At 58.4% G+C, this 15,756-nt stretch carries 16 protein-coding genes and 1 pseudogene; 11 read left to right on the top strand and 6 right to left on the bottom strand.

Annotated elements, in window-relative coordinates:
* The first annotated feature begins 76 nt into the window (after window positions 1-76).
* The 3 genes from R0V12_RS10325 to R0V12_RS10315 are packed head-to-tail and all read left to right on the top strand — an operon-like array spanning window position 77 to window position 3,228.
* Window positions 77-1,426, top strand: a complete 1,350-nt coding sequence (locus R0V12_RS10325; RefSeq protein WP_070362747.1) for an AI-2E family transporter — start codon at window positions 77-79, stop codon at window positions 1,424-1,426.
* Window positions 1,427-1,458: 32 nt separating this feature from the next.
* Complete coding sequence (locus R0V12_RS10320) at window positions 1,459-2,511, top strand: DNA recombination protein RmuC (RefSeq protein WP_070976198.1); 1,053 nt, start codon at window positions 1,459-1,461, stop codon at window positions 2,509-2,511.
* A gap of 57 nt (window positions 2,512-2,568) precedes the next feature.
* Window positions 2,569-3,228, top strand: a complete 660-nt coding sequence (locus R0V12_RS10315; RefSeq protein WP_176754833.1) for a DUF6542 domain-containing protein — start codon at window positions 2,569-2,571, stop codon at window positions 3,226-3,228.
* 18 nt (window positions 3,229-3,246) lie between these two features.
* Here R0V12_RS10315 and R0V12_RS10310 read toward each other — a convergent pair whose 3' ends face one another.
* Window positions 3,247-4,206: a 4-hydroxy-3-methylbut-2-enyl diphosphate reductase gene (locus tag R0V12_RS10310; RefSeq protein WP_070362749.1), complete on the bottom strand. Its 960-nt coding sequence runs from the start codon at window positions 4,204-4,206 to the stop codon at window positions 3,247-3,249.
* A 112-nt stretch (window positions 4,207-4,318) separates the two neighbouring features.
* On the opposite strand from R0V12_RS10310, the gene xseA reads away from it, so the two are divergent.
* The gene (gene xseA, locus R0V12_RS10305) at window positions 4,319-5,581 is read left to right on the top strand and encodes an exodeoxyribonuclease VII large subunit (RefSeq protein WP_070362750.1); all 1,263 of its coding nucleotides are present in this window, start codon (window positions 4,319-4,321) and stop codon (window positions 5,579-5,581) included.
* Between the two features lie 46 nt (window positions 5,582-5,627).
* Window positions 5,628-5,900, top strand: coding sequence for an exodeoxyribonuclease VII small subunit (locus R0V12_RS10300; protein WP_070362751.1), 273 nt, complete (start codon window positions 5,628-5,630; stop codon window positions 5,898-5,900).
* Between the two features lie 16 nt (window positions 5,901-5,916).
* Here R0V12_RS10300 and R0V12_RS10295 read toward each other — a convergent pair whose 3' ends face one another.
* A complete protein-coding gene (locus R0V12_RS10295; protein WP_070362752.1) occupies window positions 5,917-6,489 on the bottom strand; it encodes a DUF4245 domain-containing protein in 573 nt (190 codons plus the stop codon).
* A gap of 260 nt (window positions 6,490-6,749) precedes the next feature.
* On the opposite strand from R0V12_RS10295, the gene glpX reads away from it, so the two are divergent.
* The 5 genes from glpX (at window position 6,750) to R0V12_RS10270 (ending at window position 11,987) form a co-directional block, all read left to right on the top strand.
* The gene (glpX, locus tag R0V12_RS10290; RefSeq protein WP_070362753.1) at window positions 6,750-7,763 is read left to right on the top strand and encodes a class II fructose-bisphosphatase; all 1,014 of its coding nucleotides are present in this window, start codon (window positions 6,750-6,752) and stop codon (window positions 7,761-7,763) included.
* A gap of 46 nt (window positions 7,764-7,809) precedes the next feature.
* A complete protein-coding gene (locus R0V12_RS10285; protein ID WP_070479330.1) occupies window positions 7,810-9,210 on the top strand; it encodes a class II fumarate hydratase in 1,401 nt (466 codons plus the stop codon).
* A gap of 61 nt (window positions 9,211-9,271) precedes the next feature.
* The gene (locus R0V12_RS10280) at window positions 9,272-9,787 is read left to right on the top strand and encodes a hypothetical protein (RefSeq protein WP_141742272.1); all 516 of its coding nucleotides are present in this window, start codon (window positions 9,272-9,274) and stop codon (window positions 9,785-9,787) included.
* A 41-nt stretch (window positions 9,788-9,828) separates the two neighbouring features.
* A complete protein-coding gene (locus tag R0V12_RS10275; protein ID WP_168161642.1) occupies window positions 9,829-10,455 on the top strand; it encodes a TetR/AcrR family transcriptional regulator in 627 nt (208 codons plus the stop codon).
* A 50-nt stretch (window positions 10,456-10,505) separates the two neighbouring features.
* Window positions 10,506-11,987: an MDR family MFS transporter gene (locus tag R0V12_RS10270; RefSeq protein ID WP_240492822.1), complete on the top strand. Its 1,482-nt coding sequence runs from the start codon at window positions 10,506-10,508 to the stop codon at window positions 11,985-11,987.
* 16 nt (window positions 11,988-12,003) lie between these two features.
* Here the strand turns inward: R0V12_RS10270 and R0V12_RS10265 are convergent, their stop codons facing one another.
* The 3 genes from R0V12_RS10265 to R0V12_RS10255 all read right to left on the bottom strand — a co-directional run bounded on the left by R0V12_RS10265 (window position 12,004) and on the right by R0V12_RS10255 (window position 13,994).
* Window positions 12,004-12,555, bottom strand: a complete 552-nt coding sequence (locus tag R0V12_RS10265; RefSeq protein WP_070479325.1) for a GNAT family N-acetyltransferase — start codon at window positions 12,553-12,555, stop codon at window positions 12,004-12,006.
* A 70-nt stretch (window positions 12,556-12,625) separates the two neighbouring features.
* Complete coding sequence (locus tag R0V12_RS10260) at window positions 12,626-13,234, bottom strand: LGFP repeat-containing protein (RefSeq protein WP_070362758.1); 609 nt, start codon at window positions 13,232-13,234, stop codon at window positions 12,626-12,628.
* A 49-nt stretch (window positions 13,235-13,283) separates the two neighbouring features.
* Window positions 13,284-13,994, bottom strand: a complete 711-nt coding sequence (locus R0V12_RS10255; RefSeq protein ID WP_320072589.1) for a LysR family transcriptional regulator substrate-binding protein — start codon at window positions 13,992-13,994, stop codon at window positions 13,284-13,286.
* A gap of 23 nt (window positions 13,995-14,017) precedes the next feature.
* Here R0V12_RS10255 and R0V12_RS10250 point away from each other — a divergent pair, with 23 nt between their 5' ends.
* Window positions 14,018-14,377 carry a DUF5997 family protein gene (locus R0V12_RS10250; RefSeq protein ID WP_070362760.1) on the top strand — a complete coding sequence of 120 codons (360 nt, stop codon included), beginning with the start codon at window positions 14,018-14,020 and terminating at the stop codon, window positions 14,375-14,377.
* 3 nt (window positions 14,378-14,380) lie between these two features.
* On the opposite strand, the pseudogene glyA reads toward R0V12_RS10250, so the two are convergent.
* Window positions 14,381-15,674 (bottom strand): annotated as a pseudogene (gene glyA / locus R0V12_RS10245) (serine hydroxymethyltransferase).
* Window positions 15,675-15,756 lie beyond the last annotated feature (82 nt).

Genomic DNA, 15,756 nt, shown 5'->3' with positions numbered 1-15,756 from the left:
GCGTTGCCGTCGAAAAGTTTGCAGCTCGCGGTCGGGTTACGTTTCTTTCTCCCTCGGATGGGGCACAATAGGTCGCGTGAGCACTCAGAAACCTCTCGACTACGACGCCAATCCGATTGATCGCGGCATTGTCTACCGCGCGTGGATCAAGTCCGCCGCGACGTTGACGCTGCGAGTCCTCATTGTCGCAGTGTTTTTGGCCGCGCTTGGCAAAGTGATCGGGATGTTTTGGGCAGGCATTCTTCCGGTTGTTCTTGCGCTCATCATCTGCACTGTGCTCGCGCCCGTTGCGGGCTGGCTGCGCCAGCATGGCATACCAGCTGGATTTGCGGCGCTCTTGACGTTGCTTGGCTTCTTTGGATTTCTCGGCTTTCTCGTCTCGTTGATTGCCCCGGACATTGCGGCGCACTCGAGGTTGCTCTATCTGCAAGCGCTCGAAGGTGTGCAGCGATTGCAGCTCTGGCTGCAGGGTCCACCGCTCAATGTCAACCCCGATGATCTTGATGAGGGCGTGAACGAGATTGCGCAGTGGCTCCAGAAGCAGGCCGGGGCAATCGCTGGCGGTGTATTCACGGGTATTGGCACTGCCGCAGGCCTGATTGTCACACTGTTTGTGGTGCTTGTCTTGACGTTCTTCTTTTTGAAGGATGGCCACAAGTTTTTGCCTTGGCTTCGCAGTGCTACCGGGGGTCGCGCAGGCCTTCATTTCACTGAGCTCTTCACTCGAGCGTGGGACACGCTTGGTGGTTTTATTCGCGCCCAAGCTGTTGTCTCGCTTGTCGACGCCATCTTCATCGGACTCGGCATTTACTTCGTGGGCGTCCCGATGGCGTTCACGCTCGCTGTGCTGACGTTCATCGCGGGGTTCATCCCGATTGTGGGTGCGGTTGTGGCAGGCGCGCTTGCCATTTTGGTCGCGTTGGTGTCGCTTGGCGTAACCCAAGCGTTGATTGTGTTTGCCATCGTCATTGTTGTCCAACAGCTGGAAGGCAATGTGCTCTCCCCGATGCTGCAGTCCCGTGCAATGAACTTGCATCCAGTGATCGTGCTGGTCTCCGTGACCGTAGGTGGTGGACTCTTCAACCTGATTGGTGCCTTCTTGGCAGTCCCCGTAGCTGCGATGATCGCGGTTTGCTACCGCTACGCGCTCGATATTGTGCGCATCCACTCAGGGGAAGTACGCCCGGAAGATCTTTCTTTCATCACCGAGGAAGGTCGTGCGATTGCTGAGCTGGAAAGCATCGAAAGCCAGCACAAGCGCGATGCGCTGCGCGAGGAAGATGAATGGGCAGCCACTGTCCCCTCGGAGGCTGCACAGGGAGAGTCCGCGGAGGAGGATCTTGATCAACCCGATCGCCGCTTCCGTCCACGGTACAAGCCCGACAAGTTAAAACAGGTGTTCGATCGACTGCGTCCTAACGCCTAGTTTTGTCCCGCTCATGTGCTCTACTAATGCACATGGACGCATCGACCGCACTGCTATTGATCTTTACGGGCCTCCTCGTTGGGGCCATCCTGGGCTTTTTTGGCGGCACGTTTTGGATGCAGCGTACCAACCCCCAACAGCACCCGCCTACTGATCTACGCCCGCTGGCACAGGCACTTCGTGACCTACAGGTTCGTCTCGAAGACATCGATAAAGAGCAAGCAGTAGCGCAGTCTGCCTTGGCAGGCCAAGTACAAGCAATTGCGCGCACCTCATCCAGGCTCGGGGACCGGACTGATCAGCTCATCACTGCACTGCGCTCACCGCAGGTCCGAGGCAGATGGGGCGAGGTGCAGCTGCAGCGCGTGGTAGAGCTGGGTGGGATGGTAGAGCACGTCGACTTTGACGCTCAGGCGTACATGCGTTTCGACGGCGCCTCGCTACGCCCGGACATGGTTATCCGGCTCACCCAGGATCGAAACATAATCGTCGACGCCAAGGTTCCGTTTTCTTCATACCTCGATGCGCTCAACACGGAAGACCCGGAAGAAAAGCAAGGCTACCTGCGTAGACACGCGCACCTGCTGCGAAGCCACGTCGATACGCTGTCCTCAAAGTCATACATAAAGGCATTTCAGCCCAGCCCGGAATTCGTCGTGATGTTTGTCCCAGCTGACCCATTCTTGGACGCCGGTCTCGCTATCGACCCGGAGCTGCTCGACTACGCTTTTGCCCGCAACGTCGTCATCGCGACCCCCACGACGCTGTTCGCACTGCTGCGCACGGTTGAACTTGGGTGGAGGCAAGATTCCATGAATCGGGAGGCGCAGACCATCCAGCGTCTTGGCGAAGAGCTGTACCGGCGTCTCGGCACGCTGACAGAGCACTACAACCGCGTCGGGAGCAGTCTTGAGAAGGCGGTCGAGTCGTACAACGCAACACTGGCGTCGCTCGACAGTCGGGTGATGGTCACCGCTCGTAAGCTCGAGGAACTAGGTGCAGCTGGGCACTCGTCGAGCGCGCCGGAGCTTCACCCTATCGATGCGCGACCGAGACTCCGCGACTCAGATTCGTCGAATTGTTAGCCCCTGGAGCGGGTCAAACTGGCAAGACTCGGGGGTAGGCCGGGTAGAATGCCCAGCGTGTCTCAAAACTCTCTCCGATCCCCGCGCTCTGGTACCGCCACCTTCCACGGTTTGCCTACCGTTTCCAGCATCGGCATTATCTTTGCTGCGCTGCTGACCGGCGTCGTCATCGCAACGTCGGCGGGATACATCGGATGGCCTCTGCTCGTACTGTTCAGCGTCGCGGTCATCGCCGTGACGACGCTGGTAGACCCGCGGGGTTTGTTCCTTACCGTCGCGGCTACCCCGCTTTTGTTCGTCATTGCGCTGCTTGGATTTGGACTGATTTCAGCACGCAATCAGCTCGGGGCCGCTGGTGCAGGCGGGAAAACCGCTATCCTTATGGTGCTTTACCCAGTAATCGAGCACTTCCCTATTCTCTTCACGGTGACTGCTGGTGCCCTGGTGATCGCCATCGTGCGCTACTGGCTGATCCAACGCCATAACGATGAAGTCCTGCGCCGGGAGCGAGCGCAGCGCCGCCGCATGAGCCAGTCGAACCGCAGGACCAATAGCGAGGGCCGTCGGGCCCGTGAGCGCAGCCAGGGTGGCATCACGGTCGATGAGCTGTTGAAGCGAACGAAGGCAGAACGCAGTCAGGCCCGCCCCCGTGGGGAGCGGGCCCGGCGAGTTGCCTCTCGCCTTGGCGAGGACCTGTACAAAAACGAAGATCGCTAGGCGAAGGCTAGACGAGCACTAGCTGCTACGGCGCGGCTGACGCAGATCCCGCGGCAGCGCGAACGTGATCGTCTCTACCGTAGTGGTGACTTCCTCTACATCGGTGTAACCGCGCGTCGCAAGCTCCGCGAGCAGCTCCTGAACCAGAATTTCCGGCACCGAAGCTCCCGATGTTACGCCAACGGTGTTGACGCCCTCGAACCATTCGTCTTGTACTTGGTGGGCGTAGTCGATGAGGTATGCGTTGTTGGCACCAGCGTCGAGCGCTACTTCCACCAGGCGCTTCGAATTGGAAGAATTTTGCGAGCCGACCACAATAACGAGTTCCGTCTGCGGTGCGATCTTCTTCACTGCTACCTGACGGTTTTGCGTTGCGTAGCAGATGTCGTCGCTAGGCGGGTTTTCTAGATCTGGGTAGCGCTCGCGCAGCTTTTCAACGATCAGCATCGTTTCATCAACAGACAGGGTGGTCTGGGATAGCCACACTAGCTTCGTCCCCTCTGGGAAGTCGGGAAGGGCGTCGACACCCTCGACCCCGTCAACGAGGTGGGTGACCTCCGGGGCCTCACCTGCGGTACCTTCGACTTCCTCGTGGCCCTCGTGGCCGACAAGCAAGATCTGGTATCCGTGCTTGGCAAACCGCTTCACCTCGTTGTGCACCTTGGTCACGAGCGGGCACGAGGCGTCGAGCGCCAGCAAGTTGCGCCCGTCCGCTGCTTCGCGGACCGCGGGGGAAACTCCGTGCGCGGAAAAGACAAGGTGCGAGCCTTCGGGGACCTCGTCGGTTTCGTCAACGAATATGACGCCGCGCTTCTCTAGTGTTTCCACTACGTACTTGTTGTGGACGATCTCTTTTCGCACATAAATTGGGGCTCCGTATTTTTCCAGCGCCTTTTCTACAGTGACAACTGCACGATCCACACCTGCGCAGTAACCGCGAGGTGCTGCCAGAAGAACTTTTTTACCCTGATTTGTCATGGAACCGACCCTACCGAATCAACGTCTAAAACAGTAGGTACACATTCTTGTGGTGATCTATCTATGAAACAATGACAGCGTATTCCATCGACACGCTGGGAAAGGAGCGGTGTTGACACAAGCACAAGGTGAGCGTTCAGCCTCACCAAGTAGCCCTGAACAGCCATGGCCAGTGGCAAAGTTGAATAAGTCGGTCAAGGGGTGGATTAACCGTCTGGGCCACTTGTGGGTTGAAGGCCAGCTCACGCAGGTGAATTACAAGCCGAGCTGGAAATTCTCCTATCTCACCCTCCGCGACACGCAGCAGGAAACGAGCGTGCAGCTTACGGTTTCCTCGGACTACTTAAGGAGCTTGCCGACGCCACCAAAGGACGGTGACCGCGTCGTCATCTACGGCAAGCCGGCCTTCTACGAGGGCCGCGGCTCCTTTTCGATGTGGACGACGCAGATTCGCCACGTCGGTATCGGTGAATTGCTCGCGAAGATTGAGCAGCTTCGGAAACAGCTTGCAAGTGAGGGTCTCTTTGACCGCGCCCGCAAACGGCCGATTCCCCTGCTCCCGAACACGATTGGCCTCATTACTGGTCGCGGCTCAGCCGCCGAGCGCGACGTGCTTTCCGTGGCGCAGAGCCGTTGGCCCGCGGTCCAATTCCGCGTGATCAACACCGCGGTACAGGGACCGAACGCGGTGCCTGAGGTCATTCAAGCCCTGCAGACGCTTGACGCGGACCCCAATGTTGAGGTCATCATCATTGCCCGTGGCGGAGGCTCGGTCGAGGACCTCCTTCCGTTTTCTGAGGAGGCGCTGCAGCGCGCTGTGGCTGCGGCGGGAACGCCGGTGGTATCCGCCATTGGGCACGAACCAGACAACCCGGTGCTCGACAACGTCGCTGACTTACGCGCGGCCACTCCAACCGACGCCGCTAAACGCGTCGTCATCGATGCCACCCAGGAGCTTGCGTTTCTGTCTGAGGCGCGCGCACGCAGCGCGCAGGCGCTGCGCACCTGGGTTTCCACCAAATCGGAAGAGATCCAGTACTGGCGCTCGCGTCCGGTGATGCAGAACCCGTTACTGGCAATTGAGCGTCGAAGCGAAGAGGTCTCACAGCAGGTTGCTTCGATGCGACGAGAGATCAGCCACCTGTTGGCGCGAGAAACGCAGCAGGTCGCTGCGCTCCGCTCACAAGTTTCGGCGTTAGGGCCAGCAGCAACTCTCGCGCGCGGATATTCCGTAGTACAAGTCCTCCCCCGCGACCATTCCGATCCTGAGGTTGTCACCAGCATCGAACAATCACCCCCCGGATCGCAGCTGCGCATCCGCGTCGCGGACGGTTCCATCACCGCAGCAGCAATGGGGACCACCCCCGCCGATTAAATCCACACAGCAATTTCACTAGCATCTAGCATCAAGGAGACAATCCATGTCCGAAAACACGTATGGCAATGGCCAACCCACCGACGCCGCATTCCCCGACCCCGCAACGCTTTCGTTCGAGCAAGCTAGGCAGCAACTCGTAGAAACAGTGAGGGTCCTCGAGCTCGGGCAAATGAGCCTTGACGAATCACTGAAGTATTGGGAGTACGGCGAGGGGCTCGCGAAGCGCTGCGAGCAGCTACTCGAGGGAGCATCAAAACGTGTCGAGGCCGCTATTCAGCAGCGCGACGCGACTGAGCAAACACCACAGTCGGAATAGCCTGCTGCCACGGCGTCTACTGCGCTGACAGCGGCTCGGTCGCGAGCGCAGTACGTATCAGTTCCTCAAACTCGGCGTCTGTTCCGGCACCTGTGACGGCGAATCGTGCGTCGCCAGCATCGATAACCCACAGTGGGCGAGTTTTCGCCTCGGTACCCTTGAATATCTCAATGCTGTGGCCATCGATCGTGTCCTGGCGGTCAAGCGTGCGCTGCTTTCCGTCGACCTCGGACTGGACCGTTTTGCTGTCCGCACCCGTTTGCGTCAGCTGGATGAAGCCACCATCGGGCGTGACCCACCCTACGACTGGAGCTGGCTGCTGAGCGATCATGCTTCGCCGCGCGGAGTTCGTCACCCAACCTGTTGGCATTTGAGGGTAGCGCACCGGAAAATCGACTCCGCGAGCCTCAAGGCCAAGGAACGTCTTCGCATCGACTTCTTGCACAGGCCCATTTTCGGGCTTACCGGGATTGAACGTGCACAGCCCGGTCGCACCAACGGCAATGATCATGACGACCACGATCAAGATGACGTTGATGAGCATGTCTCTGCCGTCTTGGAAAATGCGAGGTTTGTTTTCTTGAGCCACGCGCTCCAGTATGACATGGATTCCTGATACCCCCGAATTTGTCTTTTACCCCCGCGCGTTGGCTTTTTACGCAGGAAGTCCCCAGTTCAGACACCACTATTCGCAGCATTGCCCTATTTTAGGTGTAGAAACGACGGTTCATGTCTGGCAAAAGTGCCATGATAGAGGTGTGCCAGACCGCAGTGGTATGGCTTTGCAACGCGGCATGATGTCGATGTTGTCACAACTAAAACTAGTTTGCCGCAGGAGGGCACTGTTTCATGTCTGAACAAACTTCTGAAAACTTCCCTGACCGTAACCTTGCAATGGAGCTCGTGCGCGTTACCGAGGCTGCTGCGCTTGCCTCTGGCCGCTGGGTAGGTCGCGGGATGAAAAATGAAGGTGACGGCGCCGCAGTCGACGCCATGCGCAAGATGATCAACTCCGTCACGATGGACGGCGTCATCGTCATTGGCGAGGGCGAAAAGGACGAGGCGCCGATGTTGTTTAACGGCGAAAGTGTCGGCAACGGTTTTGGCGCACAGGTTGATCTGGCGGTTGACCCAGTCGACGGCACGCGCCTGATGGCGGAAGGTCGCCCGAATGCTATTTCGGTTATCGCGGCTGCCGACCGTGGTTCCATGTTCAACCCGCAGGACGCGTTCTACATGAACAAGATTGCAGTCGGCCCTGAGGCTGTCGGGGTCATCGATATTACGAAGTCCGTCGAGTTCAACATTAAGGCAGTGGCAGAAGCCAAGGGAGTCGGCGTTGGTAACGTGACTGTGGTGGTACTCGACCGCCCACGTCACAACAAGCTGGTTGCGGAGATTCGCAAGGCTGGTGCCAAGGTACGTTTCATTATGGACGGAGACGTTGCTGGTGCCATCGCTGCTGCCCAGAACACCAACTCCATTGACATGGCGATGGGCATCGGTGGCACACCGGAGGGGGTTATCACGGCGTGTGCATTGAAGTGCCTTGGTGGTGAGATCCAGGGCCAGCTCGCACCGCAGTCCGATGAAGAGCGCGAACGCGTGCTGGCAGCGGGCCACGATCTCGACCGTGTGCTTGGCCTCGACGACTTGGTGGCCTCCGATAACTGCTACTTCGCGGCTACCGGTGTCACCAACGGCGACATGCTGCGCGGCGTCTCCTACCGTAAGAATGGCGCTACCACCCGTTCGTTGGTAATGCGCTCGAAGTCTGGCACCGTCCGCTACGTGGAGTCCCTCCACCAGCTGCCGAAGCTTCAGGAGTACTCGGTGATCGATTACTCCGGCCCGATCAAGTAATTCAAAGCGTCGATTTTCTGTAAGTATCAAGTAAAGGAAAGATTGAATGGCCGATAAGCAGTACCGTATCGAGCACGACACCATGGGTGAGGTCAAAGTACCTGTTGATGCACTGTGGCGTGCTCAAACTCAACGTGCTGTAGAGAACTTCCCGATCTCTGGCCGGGGCCTCGAGAACCAGCAGATCCGCGCCCTTGGGCTCCTCAAGGCCGCGTGTGCGCAGGTCAACAAGGATTCGGGCAAGCTCGATGCGGAAAAGGCTGACGCGATCATCGCTGCGGCGAAGGAAATCGCAGACGGCAAGCACAACGACCAGTTCCCAATTGACGTTTTCCAGACGGGTTCTGGCACTTCCTCGAACATGAACACTAATGAGGTCATTGCTTCGATCGCGCACGCAAACGGCGTGGAAGTCCACCCGAACGACCACGTCAACATGGGACAGTCCTCGAACGACACCTTCCCAACTGCAACGCACATTGCTGCCACCGAAGCTGCCGTCGAAGTGCTGGTCCCGGCCCTGCAGGTGCTGCAGAAGTCACTGGCTGCGAAGGCTGAGCAATGGCACGAGGTAGTGAAGTCGGGCCGCACTCACCTGATGGACGCGACCCCGCTCACGCTTGGTCAGGAGTTCTCCGGCTACGCGCGTCAGATCGAGCTCGGCATCGAGCGCGTTGAGGCAACTGTTGGCCGCCTCGGCGAGCTCGCCATTGGCGGCACCGCGGTTGGCACCGGCATCAACACCCCAGCAGACTTTGGCGCAAAGGTGACCGCAGAGCTGGTGAAGCTCACCGGACTGACACAGCTGTCGGAGGCAAAGAACCACTTCGAGGCCCAGGCCGCACGCGACGCTCTGGTGGAATTCTCCGGTGCGATGCGCACTGTTGCAGTCTCGTTGTACAAGATTGCAAATGACATCCGGCTGATGGGTTCGGGCCCACTCGCAGGGTTCGCGGAGATTCACCTCCCAGATCTGCAGCCAGGCTCGTCGATCATGCCTGGCAAGGTGAACCCTGTCCTGTGCGAGGCGGCAACCCAGGTCTCAGCCCAGGTGATCGGCAACGATGCCGCAGTGGCATTCGGCGGCTCGCAAGGCCAGTTCGAGCTCAACGTGTTCATCCCGATGATGGCGCGCAACGTGCTGGAGTCCGCTCGCCTGCTGGCGAACGTCTCTCGACAGTTCGCTACCCGCTTGGTTGACGGTATCGAGGCGAACGAGGCCCGCATGAAGCAGCTCGCGGAGTCTTCACCATCAATCGTCACCCCTCTGAACAGTGCAATCGGCTACGAGAACGCTGCGAAAGTGGCAAAGCATGCGGTGAAGGAGGGCATCACGATCCGCCAGGCTGTGATTGACCTCGGCTTCGTGGACGGCGAAACGTTGACTGAGGAGGAGCTCGACAAGCGTTTGAACGTCCTGTCGATGGCTCATACCGAACGCAACTAGTCTTCGCTACAATCATCCCTGCTACTGCCCATGTTCATGAGCACGACCAGGGATGATTTTTATGTCTGATTCTTTTTCGCAGCTTCGTACAGCTGGGGGCTCAAATAAGCCATGGGTTATTGGCGGTGTCTTAGCTCTGGTGGTCTCGCTTATCGGGATAGCGCTCGCCGCAGCGTACTGGTCCGCTCAGCCAAAGCCGGAGCCTAACGGGGTGCCTACAGTTGTGACGGTGACTGCGTTTCCTGAAGCTCCGCAAGTGCGTGACGACGCCCCCTCTGGAACATTCCAAGGCACCCTCCAATCGCACAGCCCTGATGCTGCCGTAGCGGCGTGGCCGGCGGTGTTCTCCCTCCATGAAGGACAAGGGATGGTCAGCTATCCTCTGAGCGGTTGCGTGGCGCTTATCGCGCATGATGGCAGTGCTTCCGCTCTGACGAAACAGTGCCCTCCAACTACTGATGATGGTTTCTGGAGCTTCTCCAGCCCGGAGCCGGGAATCGTTGAGGCACAGTTTTTCGAGCGCCGCGGTGATAGCTCTCCAAACGTGGAAGGCTCACTATCGCTCCTGGTTGAATAGGTTTCTTTGATATTTTTGCACGGAGTGTAAGATTGCACTCCGTGAATTTTCCCGATCAGTCAGAAGGTCTCCGGCAGCGAAAGCGCCGCGAAACACGGCAGCGAATCTTCGATACAGCTGCATCGCTTGTGGCACGCGACGGCTATGACAATGTCACAGTCGAGGAGATCTGCCAAGGTGCAGGCATTTCACGGCGGACGTTCTTCAACTACATGGACTCAAAAGATGACGCTGTGCTTGGTCCCTTCCCTCTCGAGTTCACCAGCGAGAGCTTTGCACGCATTGCTGATGAGTCGTCCACGAACATGTTGTCCCTGGTAATCGATGCAATGGAAGAATCAGGTGCCGAAGATCGAGCCGAGGATGCCTGCCGAATCCAGCGGCTCATGCAGGACAACCCATCGTTGGCAAACGCGATGCTGGCCCGCAAACGCGATACGCTACGACACCTCGAGCAGGCTGTGCGTGAGCATTTTGCGAGCCACCCCGAAGACCGCCGTCTAGATGTCACCATAGAGGCAGAAGCCCGAATCGTTGTGGAACTTTTTCGGACAACGCTTGTGCTTTATGCGCGAAGCCTTCATTTCCAAGAGGAGGGTTCGCCGAAGGAGCAGGCTCGTAGCGTAGCTGCCGTCGTCACGAAGTATGCAAAGGAGTTGCAGTGGTAAACAACACTAAGCCACACGTTGGCCTGATCTTTGGAGCGCTACTCATCACGATGCTGATGAGCTCATTGGGCCAGATGATTTTCTCCACTGCCCTGCCGACGATTGTCGGTGAGCTTGGTGGCGTAGATCACATGAGCTGGGTGATTTCGTCGTTCCTGGTCACGATGACAATCGCGATGCCAATTAATGGCAAGCTCGGTGACAGGGTCGGACGCAAGTGGCCTTATATTGGCTCGATTGGCCTGTTCGTCATTGGTTCCACCTTGGGTGGGCTTGCACAGTCAATGCAGCTGCTCATTATCGGGCGCGCCGTCCAAGGCTTTGGCGCTGGCGGCATGATGGTCAACTCCCAGGCAATCATCGCGGAGGTGGTTCCAGCTCGTAGCCGTGGCAAGTACATGGGTGTGATGGGGGCAGTATTCGGCGTTTCTTCCGTGCTTGGCCCCGTGTTGGGCGGCTGGTTTACGGATGGCCCCGGCTGGCGTTGGGGCCTTTGGATGAACATCCCGCTGGGGCTTCTCGCGATGACGGTCTGCACAATCGTGCTCCACCTACGCAAGGGGTCGCGGTCAGCACAGAGCATCGACTGGCTGGGCACCGTGCTCATGGCGGTTGCCACGACTTCTCTTATTTTGACCACAACGTGGGGTGGCACTCAGTATGAGTGGTCCTCGCCTATCATTTTGGGTATTTCCTCGCTTGCGGTTGTCGCTGCAGCGCTGTTCGTCTTCGTTGAGCTGCGCGTACCGAACCCGCTCATCCCCATGCACTTGTTCCGCAATCGCAACATGGTCTTGACGACGGCCTCCGGAACCGTGCTGGGACTGGCTATGACCGGTGCGCTTGCTTACCTGCCTACCTACCTGCAGATGGTGCACGAACTCACGCCAACGAACGCGGGGCTGATGATGCTGCCAATGGTCATCGGCATATTGGGCACTGGCACTACCGTGGGGTTCATTATCGCGAAAACGGGCCGCTACAAGGTCTACCCGATCATCGGTATGGCCATCGTTTCGGTCGGACTCTTCCTCTTCTCGCAGCTCGAAGTGTCCACACCGCTGACCACGCTGGGTATCTACATGTTCATTTTTGGGTTCGGACTCGGCTTAGTCATGCAGGTACTGGTACTTATTGTCCAGAACTCGTTCCCACTAGCAATGGTCGGTACTGCAACAGCGACGAACAACTTCTTCCGACAGATCGGCTCCGCGATCGGTGCGTCGCTTATTGGTTCGCTGTTCATTCACAATATGACGGAGGAGCTCGCGGAACGCCTGCCAAAAGCATTGGCCTCGATGGCCCCTAGCGAGGCAGCCCCTTACGCCGAGCAATTCTCGAGCGCCGGTGGGCACAACTCCCTCACCCCGCACGCGGTTGCACAACTGCCTGACGTACTGCGCGACGCCGTCCTTAATAGTTACAACGACGGCCTGACCCCAGTGTTCTTACTGATGGTCCCATTGGCCGCCGTTGCGTTGGTGCTGCTCTTCCCGGTCCGGGAAGACCCGCTGAAAGAGACGCTGGACTAGGAACGATGAGGCGTGACTAGACCTGGCTTTTGCCTGGTTTCTTTTCTCCCGGCTTCGGCAACAGCAGCTCGTAGATGTCCGAGTCACGCCACTGGCCTTCCCGCTCACCGTAGGACATTTTCGCCATGTGATGGAAGGTGCCAACTTTCTCAAACCCGCGCGACTTGTGCAGCCCTGCCGATCCTTCGTTTTCCGGGAAGATCCACGAGTGAATCGACCACTTATCAAGTTCGATGCACGTCGCGATGAGCTTGTCTAGCAGCGCACCGGATACCCCCATGCCGCGCGCATCCGGATGCACGTAGATGGAGTCTTCAACTACTCCATGGAACACGCTTCTCGACGACGCCTTCGCCGCAGCTACCCATCCGAGCACACGCGAGTCATCGTGTTCATCAACGGCAACAAACACCGTTTCCATGATCTTCGCCCTGGAAAACTGCTCCCATGTCAAGCCGCGCGTCTCGTAAGTTGCGTTTCCGGTACTCAGACCCATCTCGTAGATGCTACGCACCTGCGGGTAGTCTTCTGGCCGGATTGGTCGAATGGTAAACCCTTTTTTGGTCATAAAAAACATTGTCCCCATTGGTCACACATCGTGCAACCAACGGGGACAAAAGCCGTTGTAGAGCTACAAATTACTTCTCGATGATGTTTGCAGCGAACGCGCCGGTGTCGTTGTTTTCACGAGTCCACTCGATGGTGCCGTGCTCGAACTCCTGGAACCAGCCAGATTCATTTGGAAGTGGGGTCTCGGCTGCGGTTGGGAAGCCAACCTTGTCCATAACGCCTTCATTCGTCAGCCACACGTTAGCAATTTGGCCCCAGATCGGAGCGCCACCGGTGTTTTCATTCCAGGCGACGTGGTGGTCATTGTCAAAGTCAACGATCCAGCTGCCATCGTGCTCCGTAACCTTCATCGGCTCGCCCCACTCCGAGTCAGCGTACTGGCCGATTGCCTGGACCAGACCGGTTGGAACCTTGACCTCTTCACCGTCTGCGGTAGTCAAGGAGACAGACTCCGTAGAGCCCTCTGCACCATTAGCGTCGGTGGCGGTCTCAGCAGCAGTCTCCGTCTCGGCTGCCTCTGTAGCTGTCTCGATGTTGGTCACCGTTGCGGTGCCGGAAGCACCATCCGCAGCGGTGGTAGCAGTGCTATCGGCGCCCTCTCCGTCAGAGCAAGCAACCAAGCCTGCGGCCAGAGCGGTAGCAGCAACGGCGGAAGTAAAAACCTTCTTGTAATTCATCAAAATTTCCTTTCGTTGTTGAATTTGTCTGGTTTCCATTATGCAAATTTCACTTTCGCCGCCTCCGTTTCACCCCCGTTCGGGGTGTTTTCCCGGCCGCACCCTTGCGCTTTTTCCCACGTTTCGTATATAAGCGTTTGCCCTGCGCAGCACGGGAGTCTGACACCTGTTTGCGCCGCCTCGTCCCAGCAGTCGGCTCACTCCCCCTCGACGAGCGAGCGGTGCGCCCTTTTGCGACGCCCACAAAGTCCTGGATCTCGTCACCGTCGTCGGCTTTCCGCCACACCAATGCAATCTCAGTTTCAACCAGCGGAGCGTGCCAAACTTCCAAACACGCGATCTGTTTCTTCGAGAGCACCTTCAACAACGGCAACGGGGCCAATGCCACGCCAACGTTTGCCGCAACGACCTGCAATGCACCACGAAGCTCTTCAAGTGACGCCTCCGGCTGGTAGACCCAGTTGATGATTTCGCCTTCGAGGTCCGCGTAATCGACGCGCTCCCCAAGCCCTGCAAACAAAGAGTCCTTGGGCACGGCAACGCCGGGAGCCTCGGTATAGAGACGGACCACGTGAAATTCATCGGTAATACGGTCATCGGGCAGGCGCATCAGCGCCAGCGATGTAGAAGTCGTCTCGTCCAGGAGATCAGCGAAGGGGTCGTCGACACCTTGCGTATCGAGCGAGTGCGGTGTGGACTGTGCGAAGCGTTTAAACCACTTCCCTGGCTCTGTGCCGGTGACGAAAGCAAGCGATAGCATGGCACAATGCTACCGTTTGGTGTATGACTACACAGAAGCCATCCGGAACCGCGATGAAGGCCGCGACCGCCGCGAAGAAACTCGGGATCTACCTGCCAGCGACGCCGCAGGAGTTCCAAGACAATGCCGTGACGCACGCGCAACTGCGCGAATTACAGAACAATCCCCCAGAGTGGCTGCAGGAACTGCGCCGCAATGGGCCACACCCCCGCCCCGAGGTGGCGCGCAAACTCGGGATCTCAATCACCGCACTCAAAGCAAACGACATGGACAAGCCGCTCACCACTGAGGAGATCAACGAGCTGTTGAAAAACCAGCCGGAATGGTTGAGCTCGGCCCGCACCACTCATTCAGAGCAGCGCCAGGCCGAGCAGCAGCAGTAGCTCTTAGAGCATCTTCCAATCTTCGAGGCCCGGGTAGAGCGGGAACCGCTCCGCCAGCGCGTCTACGCGGGCGTGCAGGGCGTCGACGTCGGCGTTCTCACCCTGGATGAGCGCCTCGGCGATAATTTCCGCGACTTCCTCGAACTCTTCCTTGCCGAAGCCGCGGGTCGCCAGCGCCGGGGTGCCAATACGCAGCCCCGACGTCACGGCTGGCGGACGCGGATCGAAAGGAACGGCGTTGCGGTTCACCGTAATGCCAGCCTTATGCAGCAAATCCTCTGCCTGCTGACCATCCATCGCGGAGTTACGCAGGTCTACTAGCACAAGGTGGACATCGGTGCCGCCGGAGACGACATCGATGCCGGCTTCCTTGGCGTCTGGCTGGGTCAAGCGCTCGGCGAGAATCTTTGCGCCCTCGAGCGTGCGCTCCTGGCGGTTACGGAAAGCCTCCGTCGCGGCGAGCTTGAAGGCGGTAGCCTTCGCAGCGATCACGTGCACCAGCGGGCCACCCTGCTGGCCTGGGAACACTGCGGAGTTGAGTTTCTTGTGCAGCTCGAGATCGTTGGTCAGGATGAAGCCGGAGCGTGGTCCACCAATCGTCTTGTGCACCGTGGAGGACACAACGTGTGCATGAGGCACCGGCGACGGGTGCAGACCAGCAGCAACCAAGCCAGCGAAGTGCGCCATATCGACCCACAAGTACGCACCAACCTCGTCTGCGATCGAGCGGAACTCAGCAAAGTCCTCGTGGCGAGGGTACGCGGACCAACCCGCGATGATCACCTTCGGCTTGACCTCGCGCGCCTGTTCACGCAGCTTCTCCATGTCGATGGTGCACGTGTCTTTTTCAACCTCGTACGCAGCAACGTTGTACAGCTTGCCGGAGAAGTTGATCTTCATACCGTGCGTCAGGTGGCCACCGTGAGCGAGGCTGAGGCCCAAGATGGTGTCGCCCGGCTCGCACAGCGCCATCAACACAGCCGCATTCGCCTGCGCACCGGAGTGTGGTTGCACGTTCGCGTATTTCGCGCCGAAGAGCTCCTTCGCGCGGTCGCGCGCCAGGTCTTCAACGAATATCGGCGTGCTCGCAGCCACCGTAGTAGCGACGACCTGGGTAGCCTTCGGCGTATTTGTTCGTAAACACCGAACCCTGTGCTTGCAGCACTGCTCGCGGGACGAAGTTCTCGGAGGCAATCATCTCCAGCGTGTTTCGCTGGCGCGACAGTTCCTGAACGATCGCTTCGTGAACTTCGGGGTCAAAAGTAGCGAGATCCTGGTAGCGGAGGTCTTCAGACACGTGCACCGGGTCCTTTCAAGATCAGACAGTCAATCATGTTTTAGCTCATGTCCAGGCACACCTATGCCTGGCACTGCTAAGC

The organism is Corynebacterium sp. UMB2355A (genome assembly GCF_033877495.1).
GTDB classification, from domain to species: domain Bacteria; phylum Actinomycetota; class Actinomycetes; order Mycobacteriales; family Mycobacteriaceae; genus Corynebacterium; species Corynebacterium pseudogenitalium.
Note: the sequence above shows the minus strand (reverse complement) of the source record. Positions and strands in the feature narration are given on the sequence as shown.